General features: G+C 35.4%; 19 protein-coding genes and 1 pseudogene. 10 read left to right on the top strand and 10 right to left on the bottom strand.

What is annotated here, in order from left to right; all coding sequences use genetic code 11:
- Window positions 1-5 precede the first annotated feature (5 nt).
- Window positions 6-500, top strand: a complete 495-nt coding sequence (locus HMPREF1208_RS01190) for a threonine/serine exporter family protein (protein ID WP_037559194.1) — start codon at window positions 6-8, stop codon at window positions 498-500.
- 22 nt (window positions 501-522) lie between these two features.
- A complete protein-coding gene (gene pepT / locus HMPREF1208_RS01185) occupies window positions 523-1,755 on the top strand; it encodes a peptidase T (RefSeq protein ID WP_016424508.1) in 1,233 nt (410 codons plus the stop codon).
- Window positions 1,756-1,929: 174 nt separating this feature from the next.
- On the opposite strand, the gene HMPREF1208_RS01180 is transcribed toward pepT, so the two are convergent.
- The 3 genes from HMPREF1208_RS01180 to HMPREF1208_RS01170 all read right to left on the bottom strand — a co-directional run bounded on the left by HMPREF1208_RS01180 (window position 1,930) and on the right by HMPREF1208_RS01170 (window position 4,807).
- A complete protein-coding gene (locus HMPREF1208_RS01180; RefSeq protein WP_016424507.1) occupies window positions 1,930-3,048 on the bottom strand; it encodes a glycerate kinase in 1,119 nt (372 codons plus the stop codon).
- Window positions 3,049-3,386: 338 nt separating this feature from the next.
- Window positions 3,387-3,707, bottom strand: a complete 321-nt coding sequence (gene ytxJ, locus HMPREF1208_RS01175) for a bacillithiol system redox-active protein YtxJ (protein ID WP_016424506.1) — start codon at window positions 3,705-3,707, stop codon at window positions 3,387-3,389.
- Window positions 3,708-3,913: 206 nt separating this feature from the next.
- Window positions 3,914-4,807: an EMYY motif lipoprotein gene (locus HMPREF1208_RS01170; protein WP_016424505.1), complete on the bottom strand. Its 894-nt coding sequence runs from the start codon at window positions 4,805-4,807 to the stop codon at window positions 3,914-3,916.
- 118 nt (window positions 4,808-4,925) lie between these two features.
- On the opposite strand from HMPREF1208_RS01170, the gene HMPREF1208_RS01165 reads away from it, so the two are divergent.
- The 3 genes from HMPREF1208_RS01165 to HMPREF1208_RS01155 all read left to right on the top strand — a co-directional run bounded on the left by HMPREF1208_RS01165 (window position 4,926) and on the right by HMPREF1208_RS01155 (window position 6,860).
- Window positions 4,926-5,444 (top strand): GrpB family protein, encoded by a 519-nt coding sequence (locus HMPREF1208_RS01165; protein WP_016424504.1) that lies wholly within the window; start codon window positions 4,926-4,928, stop codon window positions 5,442-5,444.
- Between the two features lie 144 nt (window positions 5,445-5,588).
- Complete coding sequence (gene murB, locus HMPREF1208_RS01160; RefSeq protein WP_037559060.1) at window positions 5,589-6,521, top strand: UDP-N-acetylmuramate dehydrogenase; 933 nt, start codon at window positions 5,589-5,591, stop codon at window positions 6,519-6,521.
- 24 nt (window positions 6,522-6,545) lie between these two features.
- On the top strand, window positions 6,546-6,860 hold the full coding sequence (locus HMPREF1208_RS01155) for a CHY zinc finger protein (RefSeq protein ID WP_016424502.1): 315 nt from the start codon (window positions 6,546-6,548) through the stop codon (window positions 6,858-6,860).
- A gap of 503 nt (window positions 6,861-7,363) precedes the next feature.
- On the opposite strand, the gene nrdF is transcribed toward HMPREF1208_RS01155, so the two are convergent.
- The 3 genes from nrdF to nrdI all read right to left on the bottom strand — a co-directional run bounded on the left by nrdF (window position 7,364) and on the right by nrdI (window position 10,956).
- On the bottom strand, window positions 7,364-8,344 hold the full coding sequence (nrdF, locus tag HMPREF1208_RS01150; protein WP_016424501.1) for a class 1b ribonucleoside-diphosphate reductase subunit beta: 981 nt from the start codon (window positions 8,342-8,344) through the stop codon (window positions 7,364-7,366).
- 145 nt (window positions 8,345-8,489) lie between these two features.
- Complete coding sequence (nrdE, locus tag HMPREF1208_RS01145; RefSeq protein WP_016424500.1) at window positions 8,490-10,595, bottom strand: class 1b ribonucleoside-diphosphate reductase subunit alpha; 2,106 nt, start codon at window positions 10,593-10,595, stop codon at window positions 8,490-8,492.
- On the bottom strand, window positions 10,558-10,956 hold the full coding sequence (gene nrdI, locus HMPREF1208_RS01140; RefSeq protein ID WP_016424499.1) for a class Ib ribonucleoside-diphosphate reductase assembly flavoprotein NrdI: 399 nt from the start codon (window positions 10,954-10,956) through the stop codon (window positions 10,558-10,560). Before nrdI ends, nrdE begins: the two co-directional genes overlap by 38 nt.
- A 622-nt stretch (window positions 10,957-11,578) precedes the next feature.
- Here nrdI and HMPREF1208_RS01135 point away from each other — a divergent pair.
- Together HMPREF1208_RS01135 and queF are read left to right on the top strand one after the other, a co-directional pair.
- Complete coding sequence (locus HMPREF1208_RS01135; RefSeq protein ID WP_016424498.1) at window positions 11,579-12,466, top strand: DMT family transporter; 888 nt, start codon at window positions 11,579-11,581, stop codon at window positions 12,464-12,466.
- 16 nt (window positions 12,467-12,482) lie between these two features.
- Window positions 12,483-12,983 (top strand): preQ(1) synthase, encoded by a 501-nt coding sequence (gene queF / locus HMPREF1208_RS01130; protein ID WP_016424497.1) that lies wholly within the window; start codon window positions 12,483-12,485, stop codon window positions 12,981-12,983.
- Window positions 12,984-13,282: 299 nt separating this feature from the next.
- On the opposite strand, the pseudogene HMPREF1208_RS11665 reads toward queF, so the two are convergent.
- Together HMPREF1208_RS11665 and HMPREF1208_RS12620 are read right to left on the bottom strand one after the other, a co-directional pair.
- A pseudogene (locus tag HMPREF1208_RS11665) lies at window positions 13,283-13,519 on the bottom strand (transposase); the annotation flags it as partial.
- Window positions 13,408-13,788: a transposase family protein gene (locus HMPREF1208_RS12620; protein ID WP_016424496.1), complete on the bottom strand. Its 381-nt coding sequence runs from the start codon at window positions 13,786-13,788 to the stop codon at window positions 13,408-13,410. The gene HMPREF1208_RS12620 and the pseudogene HMPREF1208_RS11665, both read right to left, overlap by 112 nt.
- Window positions 13,789-14,133: 345 nt before the next feature.
- Between HMPREF1208_RS12620 and HMPREF1208_RS01120 the strand changes: the two genes are divergently transcribed.
- The 3 genes from HMPREF1208_RS01120 (at window position 14,134) to HMPREF1208_RS01110 (ending at window position 18,942) form a co-directional block, all read left to right on the top strand.
- Window positions 14,134-15,639, top strand: coding sequence for a peptide MFS transporter (locus tag HMPREF1208_RS01120; RefSeq protein ID WP_016424495.1), 1,506 nt, complete (start codon window positions 14,134-14,136; stop codon window positions 15,637-15,639).
- 690 nt (window positions 15,640-16,329) lie between these two features.
- Window positions 16,330-17,832 (top strand): peptide MFS transporter, encoded by a 1,503-nt coding sequence (locus HMPREF1208_RS01115; protein ID WP_016424494.1) that lies wholly within the window; start codon window positions 16,330-16,332, stop codon window positions 17,830-17,832.
- Window positions 17,833-18,012: 180 nt separating this feature from the next.
- Window positions 18,013-18,942, top strand: coding sequence for a diacylglycerol/lipid kinase family protein (locus tag HMPREF1208_RS01110; protein ID WP_016424493.1), 930 nt, complete (start codon window positions 18,013-18,015; stop codon window positions 18,940-18,942).
- 71 nt (window positions 18,943-19,013) lie between these two features.
- Here HMPREF1208_RS01110 and HMPREF1208_RS01105 read toward each other — a convergent pair whose 3' ends face one another.
- Entirely contained in the window at window positions 19,014-19,568 is a 555-nt protein-coding gene (locus tag HMPREF1208_RS01105; protein ID WP_016424492.1) for a 5' nucleotidase, NT5C type, read from the bottom strand.
- Between the two features lie 98 nt (window positions 19,569-19,666).
- The gene (gene hisC, locus HMPREF1208_RS01100; protein ID WP_016424491.1) at window positions 19,667-20,716 is read right to left on the bottom strand and encodes a histidinol-phosphate transaminase; all 1,050 of its coding nucleotides are present in this window, start codon (window positions 20,714-20,716) and stop codon (window positions 19,667-19,669) included.
- Window positions 20,717-20,771: the final 55 nt, after the last annotated feature.

The raw sequence follows: 20,771 nt of genomic DNA, 5'->3' as shown, positions 1-20,771 counted from the left end.
CAGTCATTTTGTATTATATTGCGCAGTTTATGATTAGTTTTTTTTCTACAATGCTATTTTCAGTTATATTCAATGCGCCTAAGCGATTGCTAGTTGCGTCAGGCTTTGTTGGTGCAATGGGTTGGTCTATTTATAAATTCACTGTAGATATGAACTACGGTATCGTGATGGCTGCTTTTCTTGGAAGCTTTATATTAGCGGTTATGAGCCATACGATGAGCCGACGTTATAAACGCCCTGTCATTATTTTTATATTACCTGGTATCATTCCTCTTGTACCCGGAGGCGCAGCTTATGAGGCAACACGACTCTTAGTATCAAATTCCTATACACCCGCTGTAAACCAGTTTTTAGAAGTCACACTAACATCAGGCGCGATTGCTTTTGGAATACTCTGCGCTGAGATCTTCTATTACATCTATACACGCATCAAGCATTACTATGGTAAACTAAAAGGTAAGACTTATCGTAAAGGATATCATATGAATAATCGTATTTAACGTAAGAGAAGGAGTGGTCAACTTGAAAGAACAAATTATTGAAAGACTTACACGCTACACTAAAATTAATACACAATCTGATCCAAATAGTGAGTCAACACCTTCCACTACAAGACAATGGGATTTATTACATCTTTTAGAGGAAGAATTGACAGCGATGGGATTGCAAACAGATTTGGATGATCAAGGCTATTTATTTGCGACATTAGAAGCCAATATTGAAGCGCCGGTGTCAACTATTGGCTTTTTAGCGCATGTAGACACTTCTCCTGATTTTAATGCTGCAAATGTCAATCCTCAAATCGTCGACAATTATGACGGTGGCATTATTAAATTAGGTACATCTGGACGTGAAATCAATCCTGAAGTTTTTCCAGACATCGTTAAAGTTAAAGGACATACTTTAATGACGACTGATGGCACTTCATTATTAGGTGCAGATGATAAAGCAGGCGTCGTGGAAATCATGGAAGCATTACGTTATCTATTAGAGCATCCAGAAATTAAACATGGTCGTATCCGAGTAGGCTTCACTCCTGATGAAGAAATTGGTCGTGGACCACATCAATTTGATGTTGAACGTTTTGATGCGGATTTTGCTTATACAATGGATGGCAGTCAATTAGGGGAACTTCAATATGAAAGTTTTAATGCTGCAGAAGCAACGGTTACTTTTGAAGGCGTCAATGTTCATCCCGGTTCTGCAAAAGATAAAATGGTCAACGCTTTAAATCTAGCGAATACTTTTCATCAATCGCTACCTGCTCACGAAGTTCCTGAGCACACAGAAGGTTACGAAGGATTCTTCCACCTGATGCAAATGAATGGTAATGTTGAAAAAGTGACATCACAATATATTATTCGAGACCATGATCGTACTTCATTTGAAAATCGAAAACAAACTTTAATTGAAATTCAAGAGAAAATAAACGAACAGTATTATTACAATCCTGTAAACCTTGTCATTCATGACCAATACCATAATATGGCAGAAAAAATCACACCACTTCAACATATTATAGATATTCCTAAAGCCGTTTATAAAGATTTAGGTATTACGCCAAATACTGCACCTATCCGTGGCGGTACAGATGGTTCACAATTATCATTTATGGGTTTACCTACACCAAATCTTTTCACAGGCTGTGACAATTTTCATGGGCCGTATGAATATGCATCGATTGATGTTATGGAAAAAGCAGTTCAAGTCATCATTGGTATCGTACAAAAAGTGGCTGAAAATCAAAAAGCATAACTTTATGACTATCAAAAGAGGTCAAAAAGAGTCAGAGAAGCTGTATTCTCTGACTCTTTTTTATCGACTGTATTTCTCTTTTAAATCATTCTTCATTGAGGGAGATAATTTAAAACGTCTCAATCTAGAAGTTATCATTAAAACCACTTAAATTGGTGTTATCCTAAGCCACATTTATTGTGGTAAATGCGTGCGCAATAACTTGATGGCTTGTATTGTATTATGGCGTAATTGAATCCCCATTTTGAAATCCGTCAATTGCTTTGGCATTTCGATAAAGCTATTAAACATGCCCGTTACACCTAAAGCTTCGAAACGTTCAAATTTATCTGCAGTGCCACACAATGCCACAGAAACTTTATCATGCTTTTGACATAATTCAGCGATGCGCAATGATGATGTATCGATAATTTCATCTTGTTCATCTATGCCTTCACCAAAAATGATTAAATCTGCTTGTCCAACTAATTGGTCAAGTCCTGTAATTTGATCCACAAGTTCATGGCTTGTATTGATTTCGGCATTAAAGAGTGCCGCCATAGTAGCAGCAATCCCTCCGCCTGCACCGCCTCTTTCAATAGGACCTAACAACAATTGATGTTCGTTTTTAAATAACTCACTCAAATACCATAATAGATTATCAATTTCTACAGCTTGCGTTCTCTCTATTTGCTGTTCTGTATAAGTTTTCATAATCGCACTTTGTTTACCATATAACTTACTTTCAAAATCGACCAGAACTTGAATACGACATTGTTGTAACCGTTGATCCAAATCACTTGTATCAATACGGCGAACATGTTTAATTTGGCGTGCGCCTTTAGTCATATCAACACGTTGGCCCTCGTCATCATAAAAACGTGCACCTAACGCTTCTAGCATACCCGCACCGCCATCATAGGAACCAATGCCACCAACTGAAATAACGATATGTTGTGCCGCTTTATCTAACGCATGTCGAATGACTTCACCCAGACCATAGCTTGTCAAATTGACGTGTGACGCTTGACCTGTTAAAAATTGACTTGCTTCAATCACTGTTAAACCATCATCTGTTTGGCCGTATGTGACATCAACGGCTTGCATTTCAGCATTATGCACAGAGATTCGATATTGTGTTCCAGACTTCCATAGAAATACTGCGTTCAGCAATTCTCTTCTACCATTAAATAATGGAACTTGAACGATATCTGCCGATTCTAATTGGCTCGCTACAGCTTCTTCCACATAGCGATTAGCATCATAACTCGAAATAATGCCATTATATTCATCCATCGCAACTAAAACTTTCATTTTGTCACCCTCTTATCTCTCATATCACTTAAATATCAAATCGAAACGATTCATCATTGATTATACTGTTTTTTCACTACTCAAACTGCTAGCGTACTATGATCGCTAGGCTTATGATACAATAGGCGCCTTGCTGGCATAAATGCTATAACAAGGTTTGCTTTTTGGAAAGATTAAACTTCCATTTTCTCCCTGTTTGTCCATTTTAATAATCATGGATTGTTCAACCACTCCATATTATAGCGTTGACTTATAATTGAATACAAACGAATAGAACGCTTATAGACATTTTGTAGTGATTCTACAATAACCTATAAGCGTTCCTTTTTACAAATTGATTACTCTTCAGCTTGCGCAAGTGAAGATACATTAATATTATTGTGGCTATCATGCCATTTGACCTCACCATTTACAAAATAAAATGCTTGTGGTGATTCGTGCTGAATACCTGTTTTTTCAGCAATATAATCCGATAACTCTCTTTCTTCTTGAACAACGAGATAATAACCGTCCATATCACGTTCATATAAAAATTTATTAAACTGATCAAATGCATTTTCAGAAATCGGACATGTGTTACTATGCTTTAATATAAAAATATAGTTGTTTTGTTCAAGCACTTGCTCAAATTGGTCAATCGAAGTTAGCTTTATCGCCATTCTCTTCACCTCTAAGTATATTTTCTGTTTGTCTTTTATCTATCATTTAATTCAACTTTTCTCAATGTGTACCATTATACACACATAATCTATCCTTGTTAACCTTTAATTTTGATTGAAACTGGAAATCTACACGTATGAAATCCGTTCTTTCCTTCCTTATGAAGCAAATGATTCCCCATTAATCCTTAGTCTTATGAGTGATATTATTTAGACTCTAACTTTCTTTTTTCCTTTTCAAAAGGTTGATCGAAACGTTCTAAATCGTCTCCTTTTGTTACTAATTGATTCACATCAAATTTTGATAATTTTTCACTATATTGAATCGTTTTCGCTCTTTCTTGATAATAACGTTCTAATTTGTAATACATTTCAATCGCATTTTGACGCGCGTTATTTGTGGCACTGTCTTTTAATTGCGTTTTGTTTAATTCTTTTATTTGTCCTTGAATGAGCGGTAACATTTCTTTATGGATGGCATCTAATTGCGCCTTTTCACTTTTAGCATTCATTGACTTTTCTGCTATTTCTTTAATCGCTTGGTTGTTACTAATGAGTTTATTTTCAAGCATTTCACTTTCTCTTGAACCTTGCTCTGTTTGTTTCGCCAAGTTCATTTGCGACTCGACACGACTACGGTGTTTTTCAAATGCTTGTGTAGAATCGAGAATTTTTTCATTAGATTGAATAGATTTTTGACAAAGTGCTATAAATAAATCTAATTGTTTGATTTCATGTTCTTTTTGATCAATTCCTTTTAAATATGTTGATTTTAATGCTTTCAATGAATCATCTCGTGCCGGTAGTTGATTGGCTGCCTCTCGATAATCTTTAAATTTTGGCTTTAACTTTTGATCAATTGCTTTTTTTATGTCATTAAAAGCTTGTTTATTTTTATCTGTCGTATCAGTTTGACTTAAATAATGAATTTGATTTAAGTCCATTTGATTGAGTGTTTTGCTTAATACGCGTTCTTTTTCATTGACTATTTTCATGCGTTGATCAAACGCTTTTAATTGGTCTTCAGACGAATGCATACATGCCGGAAGTAACGTGAGCGCTAAAAAGCTTAAAATTATAATTTTAATCCATTTTTTCATCATTGCACCCCTTATTAATTCGTATTATACAGAAACATATTTAACTTGAAAATAATATATGTTATAGTTATGCAGAATTAAGCAAAATGCCTTATTTTAGCCATAAGGAGGCTTTCACATGTATCGTCATGTTCAACCTTTTATTACTGCGCAACACCAAGATTTTTATGCGCAACAATATCAAAAATATCGAGACATTCTCTTTAACTTATTGAAGTCTCCAGTGAAAAGTACACAGCATATCGGAGGGACCTTTCATTTTAACTATCCTACTGAGCCCATCCTAGACATTTTAGTCGGTGTGGACAACCTTCATGACATTACTTCATTAGATGAAAAAAGATTAAATTATGCTGGATTTTATCGTTTGCATCATCCTTATGAAAAAAAGGTCATGATGGCAAAGTTTAATAACTTAATTGATTTAAAACAGGAAGTCCGACTGCATATTCTCCAACGTCACACCCCTATTTTCGAACAGTATGCGCAATATCACGATTTGTTAACATCCCATCCAAAAGCCATTGACTATTTTTCAACACAAAAACAGCAATTGACAGGTACAACGTTAGCTATTCGAGATTATGAAGCACAAAAAGCACAATGGTTTAAAAATCTGCGCCAATATTCATCTTAGAATTTCGATTAAAACATGACGCTTTATCATAAAACAGTTAAAATAGAATTAAATAAATTTCTGCCGACATTTCTAAAATAAAATATTAAACAGAACTTTAGTGCAGAAATAATTATATTATCAATGAATACAGACAAAGAAAGGATGTTAATTTTGAATCATTCTAGCATCTTACAAGGATTAAAAGCGCTCGTCCCAGAACGCATCATTAAAGTAGATGAGCCTCTTAAACGTTATACTTATACAAAAACTGGAGGTAAAGCAGACTTTTATATCTCGCCTGATTCATATAAAGATGTACAAAAAGTCGTAAAATACGCTTACGATAACCAAATTCCAGTAACTTATTTAGGTAATGGCTCTAACATTATTATTCGCGATGGTGGGATTAGAGGCATTGTTTTAAGTTTGTTAGATTTAAATCATATTGAAGCTTCTGATGCGACAATCATTGCGGGTAGTGGTGCAGCAATTATTGACGTCTCAAGAAAAGCACGTGATTTGTCACTGACAGGGCTTGAATTTGCTTGCGGTATTCCAGGTTCAGTTGGGGGCGCTGTTTATATGAACGCTGGCGCATATGGTGGCGAGATTAAAGATGTCATTGATTATGCACGTGTGATTAACGAACGAGGGGAATTGCTCCAACTCACACATAATGAATTAGAACTCGATTATCGAAATAGTATTATCCAACAGCAACATTATGTTGTCCTTGAAGCTGCCTTTACCCTAACACCTGGTCAGCTCGAAAGTATTCAAGAAAAGATGGATGATTTAACAGCGCGCCGAGAGTCAAAACAACCGCTTGAATATCCATCATGTGGGAGTGTCTTCCGTCGCCCACCTGGCTATTTTGCTGGGAAACTCATACAAGACTCAAATTTGCAAGGGCATCGTATTGGCGGCGTAGAAGTATCGACGAAGCACGCAGGATTTATGGTAAATGTTGATAACGGGACAGCAACAGATTATGAAAGTCTCATCCACCATGTTCAATCTGTTGTAAAAGAGAAATTTGATGTCGCATTAGAACGTGAAGTTCGCATTATTGGAGAAAAGTTAGAAGATCAATAGTAACTGATGTGAGGAGCGAATAGCATGCCTAAAGTGTATGGTGCCACTGTAGATAAAGAAACACGATGTATTCATTATCATACGCCTTATGATATTATTGCAATAAAGTTTAAATGCTGTGAAAAATATTACCCTTGCTTTAAGTGCCATAATGAATCTGAGAAGCATCGCCCAAAACGCTGGCACTCAGATGAATTCCAAGTAAATGCCATTATGTGTGGCGTTTGCGGCCATGAAATGTCAATTGAAACTTATATGATGTCGGAAGCTTGTCCAGAATGTGATGCCCATTTTAACAATCGATGTAAATTCCATTATCATCACTATTTCGAGATTTAATATGGCTTTCATTTGAGCTAAAATCAGAAATTCTTTTATTTTGTTTATCATAACTTCACATTAGTGAAATGACTGAAAAGGAATGACTGGGGTGAATCATGCCTCCCCTAGCATGAACAGCTAAAGTGGGACAAAAATCTACACGATTTTTGCCCCGCTCTTTTTATTGTCTTATCAAAATAAGATTGGATATCCCGTCCCAACCTCATCTTTAAATATTAATTATAGAATGAAGTGATGTTGAGCATTGTGGAATATATCCAATGCTCAAAGCGTGCTTTCAAAGTTAGATGATATGAGCTGCAAAAATTCTCTTTTTTGTTTGACCGTATTCTTGACTTAGATTCACCTCTACATTTTGCGCTTCAGTTCTATTTGAAAGAGCTACAAAAACAACCTCACCAGTTGGAGGTGAGGTTGCTCGATCAAATTGTATAGACTTCCTCAAGACATCCCGGCGTCTAACATGTCATCACGCCTAGAAAAAGAGGAGTTCATATCTTTTATGCTTTATCGTTGTCATCAAAAATAAAGTCTTCGTCTTGTAAGCCTTCAACGTTAAGCGCTAATACGTAACCGTCTCCTTTTACTGAAAAGAAGTCATGGTTTTTAGTTGTACGGTCTAAAGCATTTTCAATAATTGGGCTGAACTCTTTTTCTTCAAAGTACGGTTCAAAACCTAAGTTAGAAAGTGCTTTGTTACCGTTATATTGTACATAATTAAGCACGTCATCAGCTAAACCAAGAGGCTCATACAATTTACGTGTGTAAGATTCTTCGTTTGCATATAAATCTTCTAATAATTTATACATTTCACGATCCGCTTTTTGTTTTTCACTTTCGGATAACTCACTACGTAAACTTTGTGCATCCAGTCCAGTAAATAGACCATGAATGGATTCATCCAATAAAATTTTACGAATAATTTCTCCAGATGTCGTCATACGACCTTGTCCTGCTAAATAAAGTGGATAATAGAAACCAGAGAAGAATAAAAATGTTTCTAAAAACACACTTGCAACACGCGCCATATATTGATCATATATCGTTGTTTCTTTCGCCCATAATTTATGATACGTTCCGACAATTTTCTCAGATTTGTATTTCAAATGTGGCTCTTCAATTACCCATTTGTCCAATAACTCATCTGTTTCACTTGAAGGAAGCAATGTTGTGAAAATATGTGAATAACTTTTCGCATGAATCTGTTCCATCATCCCCATAAAAGCATAGACCGCTTTTTTACGTAAGTCACTTGTATGCATCATGATTAAAGGCATACCATCATCAGCTTGATGTGTGTCTAATCCTGTTAACCCGGCTAATGCTTTTTTAAAGGCATCTTGTTCTTGTTCAGTTAAAGTTTTCCAACTCGCAATATCTTTTGAAACTTTAAATTCGGTTTCAACCCACATTTGAGCAATGTTTTGACGCCAAAACATATTCGTCATATCTTCTTGAGTATTCCAATTTACAGCTATCATTAATTTCCATTTCTCCTTATCTTTTTTATTAGTATCACGATCTATGCATCACGCATGTATGGGGCTAAAATCAATGATTTCGTTGCCCCAAGCATTATAATAGAGATGCACTTATGCTTAATATGAATTTGGCATCAATTTATGCCTAAATTGAGCAACTTGTACATTCTTCGACGCTAAGTAATTTATTTCTTGTGTAATATAAAGATTTAAGCCCTTTATAATGTGCATAAACATAAAGTCGAGATAATTCACGTGTTGAGATTTCTGAGTTTACATAGAGAATTGTAGAAATACCTTGATCAATGTGTGTTTGAATCGTTGCAATTAAGTCGATTAATTTCATTTGATCTGTGTTAAATGCTGATTTGTAATACCACATCGTTTGCGGTGATAAAAATGGCATTGGATAAAATGTTTCAGAATTTCCGTATGTGCGTCGTTCAATTTGATCCACGATTGGCATAACGGAACTTGTCGCATTTTGTACATATGAGATGCTTTGAGTTGGTGCAATCGCTAAGCGGTATGCATGGTAAAGACCGTATTTTTCAACTTCAGCTTGTAATGCTTTCCAGTCTTCTCGTGTTGGTATATCGTGATTTTCAAATAATGCTTTGACTTTGTCATATTGTGGCAAAAAGTCTTCAGATGTATAACGCTCAAAATAGCGACCATTCGCATAATCCGTTTGTTCAAAGCCAACAAAAGTTTCGCCACGTTCTTTTGCGATTTCCATAGAACGTTCAATTGAGTAATAGTTCATCATCATGAAGAAAACATTGGCAAAGTCTCTAGCTTCTTCTGATTCATAGCTTATTTTATTTTTCGCAAGATAGCCGTGTAAGTTCATCACACCTAAACCAACTGAATGAAGTTCGCTGTTTGCTTTTCTTACACCAGGTGCGTTTTGAATATTAGCTTCATCACTTACAACAGTCAGTGCATCCATACCTGTATGCACAGAATCTCTGAATTTGTCTGATTCCATTACATTGACAATGTTTAATGAACCTAAGTTACATGAAATATCTCGTTTAATTTCATCTTCAATACCATAATCATTAATGACAGATGTTTCTTGTAATTGGAAAATCTCCGTACATAAGTTACTCATTTTGATTTGGCCGATATTAGAGTTCGCATGCACACGATTGGCGTTGTCTTTAAACATTAAATAAGGATAGCCTGATTGCAATTGTGTTTGCGCGATCATATTTAACATTTCACGTGCGTCTTTGCTTTTCTTCATAATATTTGGATTTTCAACAAGTTGGTCGTAATATTCATCAATATTAATGTCATCAAGTGTGACACCGTATTCTTTTTCAACCGTATGTGGTGCAAACATAAAGAAGTCTTTACCTTCTTTTGCTAGTTCGAAAAACTTAGATGGCACAATTAGACCTGTAGAAATCGTAGACAAACGTAAATCTTCATCGGCATTTACTTTTTTAGTGTCTAAAAACTCTTCCACGTCATAATGGAAAATATTAAGGTATACTGCACCTGCCCCTGGACGTTGACCTAACTGATCGGCATAACTAAAGCCACCTTCTAAAGCTTTAGCAACAGGGAGCACACCTTTTGCTACACCTTTGATGCCTTTGATTGCTTCGCCTCTGGCACGTAGTTTGGATAGATTAATAGCGACACCGCCACCAATCTTACTCAGTTGTTTTGCAGTTGAATCTATGTAGTTAATGGAATTTAAGCTGTCGTCCACTTCTAATAAGAAACATGATACAAGTTCCCCACGGCGCGCACGTCCTGCATTTAAAAATGTAGGCGTCGCTGGTTGGTAACGTTGATCAATCATCGCTTGAATAAATTGTTTTGCTAAAGCGACATTACCTTTTGCAAGGTATAGTGACACAATCACGACATGCTGATGATAATCTTCAAGGTATTTTGATTTATCATTGGTTTTAAGTGCATAGTCTTTAAAAAACTTACTTGCTGACATATAGCTCGCAAATGCAAATGGAATTGAAGATGCAAATGCAATGACTTCAGCAAGTTGCGCTTCACTGTATTCGTTAAATACGTTGTAGTAAAAATTATTATCAACTAAAAAGTGAAGGCGCTCCAATTCACTATCAAAATGAACGGTTTTATCTTTAATTTCTTCAAGATACACCGCTAACGCTTCTTGGTCTTTTTCTATTTGAAAAAAGCCGTTTTCATTTCTCTTTGTGACTTGATTGTTTAATTCAATGTGATTGTACTGCTTTTGTTCCATAGTTTTCATAAAAATTGACCACCTTCTCTTTAAATTCTGTTGTGTCTTGGGCATTCCCATGTAATTCAAACTTCAATAATAAAGGGACATTGTACTCATCAGAAATTGTTACGCCAGCCTTTGCGAAGTTTTGTCCCCAGTTGCGATTTCCACTTGCTGCAACGCCCTTTAAATATTCATGGTTTTTCCCTAAAAATTGTTGTACTGGTTGAGGCACCTCTCCAAAACCAATTGTACTTGTCACAATAATAAAGGGTTCTGTTATCTCTTTGGATGCATTCGTTTCATTAATCTCAAGTGTGTTATCAAGTTCTGCACGCTTAACAAAGCGTCTTACATTGCCGGTAAAAGAATAAAAAACGACTTTCATATTGAATAACCGCCTTTCATATTAAATGAACGCTTTTTATATAATTGCTTTTGTTTTCTCTCAATCACAATATAATTCTCATTAAATTAAATGCGAACATATATTTGTTGTCATATGCGCTTTAAAATGATGCGCGCATTTCGCAAATTGTTATATTCATCATGCAATCGTTCATCAAAAAATTAATAACACTACATGTAGAGAAGAAAAGAAATAGAATGTGCAAAAACGTGTAATCCTCTATCAATTCCATCTGTTTTTATCCTATTTCTCATCTTTCAAACACAATATATAGTGTTTGTTTTTATTTGTCGGTACTATATTATGTGTTTCATTATACATAAGTCCTTTCTGTTTTTAAAGAGATAAATATGAACTTTTGTCACCGATTGTCATCAAAAGCGATAGTATCAATAGGTTTAGGAAACAGAAAAATTTTTTCTGTAAGAAAACATTTTTAACGCTTGACTTTTGATGATAAAAGGATTACTAGGCGACGCAAATAGAACATATGTTCCCCTTTATTGTACACTTCCTTCACAAAATTTCAAGATATAATGCACGGTAACGCTTTTTATGCTACGATGTATAAGTCAAATTTTTATAATTAAGAGGCGATTTAATGAATTCAAAAATGAAAGGCATCGTTGCTATCTTAATTTCTGCGATTGGTTTTAGCTTTATGGCTGTGTTCTTTCGTCTCGCGGGAGATTTGCCCGTATTTCAAAAATCATTAGCTCGAAATTTTGTAGCGATGTTTATTCCCCTTTTCTTTATTATTAAATTCAAGCAACCCTTTTTCGGTAAACTCAGCAGTCAACCTTTACTCATTACACGCTCGATTTTAGGATTAACGGGTGTGTTGTTAAATATATATGCCATTGATCATATGGTTTTAAGCGATGCAGACATACTTATGAAACTCAACCCATTTTGGACGATTCTATTAAGTTTAATCTTTTTAAAAGAATATATTCAAAAGTATCAAATTACAGCGATGCTTGTCGCAATCGTTGGGATGCTTTTTGTAGTCAAACCTGAATTTTCTTCAGAAATATTACCTGCCTTGACAGGCTTATTGTCCGGTATTTTTGCAGCTTCTGCTTATACAGCTGTACGTGCACTAAGTACACGCGAAGCACCTTACACAATTGTTTTTTATTTTTCATTCTTCTCAGTTATTGCACTGTTACCGTTTGTGATATTTACGTACGAACCGATGAGCCGTATACAAATCATCTACCTTGTTTTAGCAGGACTTTCAGCGGCTGTTGGTCAAATCGGCATTACTGTCGCATATAGTTACGCACCGGCAAAAGATATTTCTATTTTCACATACGCTTCTATCATCTTTACAGCACTCATAGGCTTTGTTTTATTCAAAGAAGCACCTGATTTCTATGCTGTCATTGGTTATATTTTTATTCTAGGTGCAAGTTATTATATGTTTGAAAAAGCAAGACGCTCAACTTACTCTGAACATCGTCATAAAAAGCAACAATCAAATTAAAGAAGGAGGCATACCCATGCCTAAAGGTCGTTCAAAAGAAGAATTAAAGGATATTACATTACTCGGCAATCAAAACAACACATATGATTTTGATTATCGTCCAGACGTATTAGAAACGTTTGATAATAAACATCAGGGACGAGATTACTTTGTTAAATTCAACTGCCCTGAATTCACATCTTTATGTCCAATTACAGGTCAACCTGATTTTGCTACCATCTATATTTCATATATTCCAAATGTAAAAATGGTTGAATCAAAATCACTCAAACTTTATTTGTTTAGTTTTCGTAATCATGGTGATTTTCATGAAGACTGTATGAATATTATCATGAATGACCTTATAGAATTAATGGACCCTCACTACATTGAAGTATGGGGTAAATTCACACCTCGTGGTGGTATTTCAATTGATCCTTATACAAACTATGGTCGTCCAGATACAAAATATGAAAAAATGGCCGACTATCGCATGATGAATCACGATTTATATCCTGAAACAATTGATAACAGATAATTTTATTTAAATACATTTAAAGCACACGAGGTTGGGACATCAATCTCAAAATAAATAGCGCTCAGATGATTTTTAATAGAAAGTCGTCTGAGCGCTTCTTTTTTGGGCTGTACACTTTATATGGTGGTTATGTATCTATAATAATTAAGTCGCAAACTTCCGATTGCTTCTTCGAGTCTCGCTTTCCCAGGTGCCTTACCTCAACTAATTTTGGCTTTTATTGTAACTCATAAGAAGCCAAAATGGATTTTCGGTTTCGGCTCTATGCCTCGGGAGTCTCGACTCGGTACGCAATCTATTTAAGCAATTTCACTATTGAAAAGTGGCATTGCTTTTTTCTTTGGTCTTTTATACAGTCTAAAAATAATAAAAATGCGATTTTTGAAGTTATAAAAGTTGCGATAGCCATATGAAACTCTTTTAATTAGTTTAACTTTTTGATTAATTCCTTCAATCGCACCATTATTGAATTGAGGGGTTCCAATCGTATAAGCAATGATATCCTCATACTTTCTGTAGAAGCGTAACACTTTCCATCCATACATTTAAAACGTTGTTTTAACAGATTTAAATACACTGCTATCTCTTGGAATCTTAAAAAAGTAATTCGCGATAAACGTTTTCTGTGTTTGTGTATTCGGTTTGGATTCGAATGATAACAGTGAGGACAAGTCATAGGCTTGTATGAAAGGGTACCAAAGATGACGTTAGATTTCTTACCTCTAATAACTACATCTTCTTCAACTTTAGTGATTTTAATATTATTATCTTTAATTTTTAGTAACTTTAATATATCATTACACATAGGCGCAATATGTCTCCTTTATTTTTGGTTTAGTCACTTAAAATGATAGAGGCATTTGCGCTATTTTTGTACAAAAAAGCAGGATGACTTATGTCATCCCACCATAAAAAATGAAGAACCCTTTTTTATGGTAAAACGGCTTTTCATATCTCGCAGCGCCTCTCCTCTTTTTAGAACAAACCTCTTTCAATCTATATCATCACACCTAAAAATATGTACATAAATGAATTATTTTCTTTGAAATGTATAAAGCTGAGTTGTATATCATATTAATCATTTTCTTGTTTAATCTACAATTTAGTTATAGAATAGTTTTAACTTCATGCGAAGAGGGGGACTTTTTTTATGGGCGCACATTACACAAAGGAAGAAATATTGAACAGTACGCCACGTACAGGTTTTTTTGGGCATCCTAAAGGTTTAAGTACATTATTTTTCACTGAATTTTGGGAGCGCTTTAGCTACTATGGTATGAAAGCCATTTTAGCTTACTATATTTATTATTCTATCGCTAAAGGGGGATTTGGCCTCGATCAAGGTGTCGCACTACAAATTGTGTCTATTTATGGTGCGTTAGTTTATATGAGTGGTGTGATCGGTGGATGGATTGCCGACCGTATTACAGGCACACGTCACGCACTGTTTTACGGAGGAACACTCATTATGCTCGGGCATATTCTTTTATCTCTACCCAATAACTTTGTAATCCTTTTAATTGCATTACTCGTGTTAATTATTGGGACAGGGATGTTGAAACCTAACATTTCCTCAACAGTAGGCTTATTGTATGAAAAAAATGATCCACGCTTAGACGCGGCTTTTACAATTTTCTATATGAGTATTAATTTAGGGGCATTACTCTCCCCACTTATTGTAGGTTGGGCACAAGTGAACCTTGGTTTCCACTTTGGTTTTGCTATTGCTGCAGTAGGGATGTTTATTGGGTTGGTTACATACTACATCACGAATAGAAAATATTTGGGTCTTGCTGGATTAGAAGTACCTGATCCATTAACAAAAGCAGAGCGTTCAAAATTAATCAAAATCGTTATTATTGTGGCTGTTGTCATTGCAGTAGTTTGCTTTATTTTAAATCTATTACAACTGTTAACGATAAGTACATTCGCAACCTTTATTACACTTTTAGGTGTGTTTTTACCACTCTTTTATTTTGTTAAAATTATTTTAAGTAAAAAAACAGCCGATCATGAACGCAAAAGAGTTTACGCATATATTCCTTTATTCATTGCATCGGTTGCGTTTTGGATGATTCAAGAGCAAGGTTCAACTGTACTTGCACAATTCGCTGATACTAAAACACAACTTGATTTAGCAAAAGTGACGGGTGGACTCATCGATTTTCATATTCCACCTGCTTGGTTCCAATCGCTAAATCCACTCTTTATCATTACGCTTGCACCATTATTTTCTATATTGTGGGTGAAATTAGGCCGTTTTAATCCACCTACTGTTATCAAATTTGCAATTGGTGTTATTTTAGCAGGGGTTTCATACTTAATCATGGTTATCCCTGGCGATGCTGATTTAATTAATCCATTTTGGTTGGTTGCAAGTTTCTTAATTGTAACGATGGGTGAACTTTGCTTATCCCCTATTGGCTTATCGACAACTACTAAATTAGCGCCAGAAGCTTTTACCGCACAAATGATGAGTGTGTGGTTCTTATCTAACGCGATGGCACAAGGGATTAACGCACAAATGGTAACGATGTATACGCATATTAGTACCAACCAATATTTCTTAATTTCTGGTGCAGTCGCACTTCTCATCGGTATCGTTTTAATTTGTATCGCACCATTCATTAAAAACTTAATGCAAGGTGTTAAATAACATTTAACTTCAACGATGGCACGATTAAGAAGCGGAAGTGGAACAACGAAATCGATTCGATTTCAGTTCTACTTCCTTTTTATTTATCTGATAAAGCGTTATTTCTCTGTTACTAAAAATGTTTCACCTAAACTAAAATCTGCTATAGATTCCCTATCATATCGGGCGTTAATTAAGTCTATCTCTACGAAATTATTTTATGCTTGATAACTTGATTTGTTATTTGTTGGTTATTTTTATTAATACAATGCTCAAAATCAATTACTTTCTTCTTATTTTATTATTTGGTACCATATGAGAGTCTGGAAAGTTTAATCTTTTATTTTAGAAATCTATTTAAAACAAGTGAAACAGGCACTTTTACCTTAATAAGTCCCAACACGAATGACCACTGTTTTCTTAAATGTGCGTCATCTATTGAATGTTTTAGACCATCCAATAGATCACTTGTCATAACCGATTTAGGTGCCTTAAAGTAATCACACTATTAAATAGTGCCCTACTTCGTTTCAGATTCATTCAATCACGCTTGATAGATAAAGTGATAAAATTAAAATTATTCAAAATATTTTGTCGTCATACAAAATTCACATTTTCAAAATTATATTTTCAGAAACTTATTGAAATTTAAATATATCAGGCGTAAAATGGCTTCTATATGCTTTGTTCAGACAGGAAGGATTGATTAAAATGTCAGAATTATCACACGAAAAAGCTGTCCAGACCATTCCTCAAAAAGGATTTTTCGGACACCCTCGTGGTTTAGGAGTACTCTATACTGTTGAATTTTGGGAGAGATTCAGTTATTACGGTATGAGAGCCCTTCTGATATACTATATTTACTACAATGTAGGTCAAGGTGGTTTAGGCCTTGAAAAAACTTTTGCCCAGTCGTTGATGGCTGTCTACGGTTCATTAATTTTTATGACTTCCATTCTAGGGGGATGGATTGCTGACCGTATACTGGGTACACGTCGCTCGATGGTTTACGGTGCATTACTGATTATTATCGGTCATATCTGTTTAAGTTTACCGTTTGGATTATCCGGATTACTTGCTTCAATGGTATTTATCATTGTAGGTTCTGGTTTAATGAAACCGAACATTTCTAACATTGTTGGCCGCTTATATCCTAAAGGTGATGATCGTGTCGATTCAGGTTTTGTTATTTTTTACATGTCGGTAAATATGGGGGCATTTCTTTCTCCACTTGTATTGGATCATTTTAGAAATACGGGCAACTTCCATGGTGGATTCCTTATTGCCGCAATTGGTATGGCATTATCACTTTTATTCTATTTGCTATTCCATAAGAAAAATTTAGGCGATATTGGAACAACTGCACCTCACCCATTAAGTCCATCAGAAAAGAAAAAATATGGCATCACATTTGGAAGCTTAGGCTTACTCTTACTGATTTTACTTGGCGTTACATACGCAACAGGAACACTTACATTTGATTTAATTAGTCTCATCGTTTTAATATTAGGCGTTGCTTTACCGATTGGATACTTCTTCATTATGATTGTTAGTAAAGACACATCTGATGTTGAGCGTTCACGTGTAATTGCATTTATTCCTTTATTTATTGTCGGCGTTATTTTTTGGTCTATTCAAGAGCAAGGCGCCAACGTACTCAACGTTTATGCGGATGAAAAAGCGGACCTCACATTTAATTTGCTAGGTTGGCATAGCGCTTTTCCAGTGACATGGTTCCAATCGATTAACCCATTCTTTATCGTCGTCTTAGCGCCTGCTATTTCATTATTATGGCGTAAATTAGGTCGCTTCGAGCCGAGTCTACCTATCAAATTTGCGATTGGTCTCGTATTAGCAGGTATTTCATTTATATTAATGATGGTTGTCATATACGCATATAATGGCTCAGATATTTGGTTTATGTGGATTGTTCTATCTTATTTCATTTGTGTTATTGGTGAATTATGTATTTCTCCAACAGGTAACAGTTCAGCGGTAAAACTAGCGCCTGAAAAATTCAATTCACAAATGATGAGTTTATGGTTACTGACAAATGCAACTGCACAAGCAATTAACGCACAGCTTGTAAAGTTACAACCTATTATTGGAGATCAAAACTACTTCGGTTTAATTGGTGGTATTGCTGTTGTCGTTGCTCTACTCGTTGCACTTGGTACACCACTTATTCTTAAAGCGATGAAAGGTATTCGTTAAAACATTACTTTAAACGGATAGCATAATTGACTTCAAATACAATAAAGTAAAACAGGAGTAGGAGAAATCTAAGTTCAACTTTAGACTTCTCCTACTCTTTTTAGATCTGTTTAAAATGATTAACATACACTACGTTTAGATATACAATGAGAACTAAGATTAACGAAAGGAGTCAACACAATGGCCCCGAAATATGAACACGGTTTACTTTTTTATCATGAACATTCAGGCCTTCAAAATATCCATGAAGGCATAGGGGAAGTGACAGTTGCACTTTCACAACTTTGTAAAAGGCTTTCCATCCAACTGAGTGAAAATGAAGGCGATATTGAACGTTACTGCAAAACAATAAAAGACGGTAACAATGTTGAATACATAGATGTGCTCTTTATTCTAGGTGGCGATGGTACGGTTAATGAACTTGTCAATGGTGTCCTCAAACACGAACTTCATATTCCAATTGGCGTCATCCCAGGTGGAACGTTTAATGATTTCGCAAAGACACTCAATTTAACGAATAAAGCCGGTGAAGCGAGTCATGACCTTTTAGTTGCGACGCCGCAAACTTATGATGTCATGAAAGTGAACGAGCGCTACGCCCTCAATTTTGCTGGGATTGGTTTAATGGTTCAAAATGCGGAGAATGTTAAAGGCAAATCAAAAGACCTCTTCGGAAAATTAAGCTACATCTCGTCTACGTTTAAAACGATAACAAACCCTGAACATTTTAAATATACTTTAGAAATTGATGGACAAAGTTATTCTGGCGAAACGTCTATGCTTTTATTTGCAAATGGCCGATTTATTGGAGGCGGAAAAATCCCCTTAACAGATATGTCCCCTTCAGATGGTGTACTCAACACTTTTATCTTTAATAACTACAGTATGAGTATCCTTAAAGATATTTTCAGTTTAAGGGATAGTATGACTTGGAATGAAATTAGCGACAATATCCAGCATATTTCCAGTCATACAATCAAAATTACGACTGATCCTGAAATGCGCGTCGATATAGATGGTGAAATCGATATGACAACACCAACCACGATTGAAATTATTCCAAATGCAATTCAATTATTAACAGCTCCACCCGCTGAAAATAATCAATAAAAAACACATGTGTCAGTAAAAAAGTCACTGACACATGTGTTTTATTGTGCGGTTGTATTTAATCTAACTTTCTATGATAAAGACTCTGTTTCAGAAATATCACTTAAAAAGTAAGCTTCAACTTCTTTCCAATTGTTTAAGCGTTCGAAGTCCGTATTCCCTTCGTTATGTGGCGCTGTAAACATTAAAGGTTTACCTGTATGAATCGCTAATTGTCGAGGACTATCATCAATTAAATAATCCGTCGCAACGATACCTTTACGCCCACAGAAAACAAATTGCTGTGGATCTAAAAATGGAAAATGTGTTAACAACCAATCATATTTATCATGGAAAGATGTTGGCACATCCATCGCTGCAGTTACAATGTAAATATCGTAATGTTCAGCAAGTTTTTTAACGACTCCCTGTGCATCTTTCATGACATTTAAGCGTCGAAAGAACCCTTCAGACGCTAAAATATCACGAATTTCTGCGGTATGCTCAGGCATAATATCGTAAATTTTACGTCCAATAATTTGTTCTACGGTTATACCTAGTTCGGTACGACGATTAAATTCATCGATTAGTGCTCCCGTCGTATCAGCTAAAACCTCATCCATGTCTATCCCAATTGACGCTCTCATCTAATCGCTCCCTATTATTCATTTCATTTAGAAGGCTATCAAAACAGTCATGCTTTAATGCCTCTATAACACGCCCTTATTTCAATAGTATCAATGTATTAAAAGGATTGTAAAACTTTGCGAATCACTTCATTTTGCTCTGGAAAACCTAAAGTGATGCGCACGCCATTTGGAAACCCTCGTGCAATGATTCCATTTTGCAGCAACTGTTCGTCTAGTTCTTTTGCTCGATCTGTTTGTGCAAAGATAAAATTCGTTTCCGATGGATAAAGCTTTACAGAAGTCTCTAAACCATCAAATTTTTCTCTCTCAATTCGATTACGTTCCACAACTTTTTGTAAGTAATCTTGATCTTCAAATGCTTTTAAAGCAGCCTGCTCTGATAAACGTGTTGTATTGAATGGTGGTCGTAATACATTTAATTGTGCAGCCAATTCAGCTGTCGCAACTAAATAACCGATACGTAAACCAGCAAGTGCGTATGCTTTAGAAAACGTACGCATCATCGCAATGTTATCATATTTTTTCATTAATTCAATCGTATTTGGAAAGTCTTTTGCAGTGACATATTCACCGTATGCTTCATCAAAAAGTACAGTTACATCTTTTGGGATTTTTTCTAAAAATGCTTCTATTTCAGCGTGTGTATGATAAGTACCTGTCGGGTTGTTAGGGTTACAAATCCAAACTAACGCTGTTTGCTCATTTACCGCTTCTGCAATCCCATCTAAATCAAATGCGCCTTCAATCAGTGGCACTTGAATTGTTTCGGCATCTTCTACAGTAGCGTTATGGAAATATTGTCCAAAAGTACCTTCGCTTGTGACAATATTATCCCCTGCTCGAACCATTGTTCTAGAAATAATTACAATCATCTCATCAAGGCCGGCTCCAAAAATAACTTGTGATGGCTCAACACCATAATGAGAAGCAATGGCTTGTTGTAAAAGCGGTGCATTGGGTTCTGGATATAAGAAGAGATCATCTACATGATCCTTAATCGCTTGTTTTGCCAATGGAGAAGGGCCATATACATTTTCATTTGAAGCATGTTTATATAGCTCACCTGCAATGCCATATTTTTTCTTAAGTCCTTCTGGTGATAAGCCTGGTTGATAAGCGCGTAATTTAGAAATTTGAGATTTCATTTCTAGCCCTCCTATATGTCAGAATTTTTTAAATATGTTAACTATTATAACGAGT

This window comes from Staphylococcus sp. HGB0015 (assembly GCF_000411275.1).
Lineage (GTDB): Bacteria > Bacillota > Bacilli > Staphylococcales > Staphylococcaceae > Staphylococcus > Staphylococcus schleiferi.
The sequence above is the reverse complement of the archived record's forward strand: the minus strand, read 5'-3'. Positions and strand labels throughout refer to the sequence as shown.

Bases quoted from the DNA above. Each gene is read 5' to 3' on its own strand.
- HMPREF1208_RS01180 (WP_016424507.1), bottom strand. From the start codon at position 3,048: ATGAAAGTTTTAGTTGCGATGGATGAATATAATGGCATTATTTCGAGT.
- ytxJ (WP_016424506.1), bottom strand. From the start codon at position 3,707: ATGGCGATAAAGCTAACTTCGATTGACCAATTTGAGCAAGTGCTTGAA.
- HMPREF1208_RS01170 (WP_016424505.1), bottom strand. From the start codon at position 4,807: ATGAAAAAATGGATTAAAATTATAATTTTAAGCTTTTTAGCGCTCACG.
- HMPREF1208_RS01165 (WP_016424504.1), top strand. From the start codon at position 4,926: ATGTATCGTCATGTTCAACCTTTTATTACTGCGCAACACCAAGATTTT.
- murB (WP_037559060.1), top strand. From the start codon at position 5,589: ATGTTAATTTTGAATCATTCTAGCATCTTACAAGGATTAAAAGCGCTC.
- HMPREF1208_RS01155 (WP_016424502.1), top strand. From the start codon at position 6,546: ATGCCTAAAGTGTATGGTGCCACTGTAGATAAAGAAACACGATGTATT.
- nrdF (WP_016424501.1), bottom strand. From the start codon at position 8,344: ATGATAGCTGTAAATTGGAATACTCAAGAAGATATGACGAATATGTTT.
- nrdE (WP_016424500.1), bottom strand. From the start codon at position 10,595: ATGAAAACTATGGAACAAAAGCAGTACAATCACATTGAATTAAACAAT.
- nrdI (WP_016424499.1), bottom strand. From the start codon at position 10,956: ATGAAAGTCGTTTTTTATTCTTTTACCGGCAATGTAAGACGCTTTGTT.
- HMPREF1208_RS01135 (WP_016424498.1), top strand. From the start codon at position 11,579: ATGAATTCAAAAATGAAAGGCATCGTTGCTATCTTAATTTCTGCGATT.
- queF (WP_016424497.1), top strand. From the start codon at position 12,483: ATGCCTAAAGGTCGTTCAAAAGAAGAATTAAAGGATATTACATTACTC.
- HMPREF1208_RS12620 (WP_016424496.1), bottom strand. From the start codon at position 13,788: ATGTGTAATGATATATTAAAGTTACTAAAAATTAAAGATAATAATATT.
- HMPREF1208_RS01120 (WP_016424495.1), top strand. From the start codon at position 14,134: ATGGGCGCACATTACACAAAGGAAGAAATATTGAACAGTACGCCACGT.
- HMPREF1208_RS01115 (WP_016424494.1), top strand. From the start codon at position 16,330: ATGTCAGAATTATCACACGAAAAAGCTGTCCAGACCATTCCTCAAAAA.
- HMPREF1208_RS01110 (WP_016424493.1), top strand. From the start codon at position 18,013: ATGGCCCCGAAATATGAACACGGTTTACTTTTTTATCATGAACATTCA.
- HMPREF1208_RS01105 (WP_016424492.1), bottom strand. From the start codon at position 19,568: ATGAGAGCGTCAATTGGGATAGACATGGATGAGGTTTTAGCTGATACG.
- hisC (WP_016424491.1), bottom strand. From the start codon at position 20,716: ATGAAATCTCAAATTTCTAAATTACGCGCTTATCAACCAGGCTTATCA.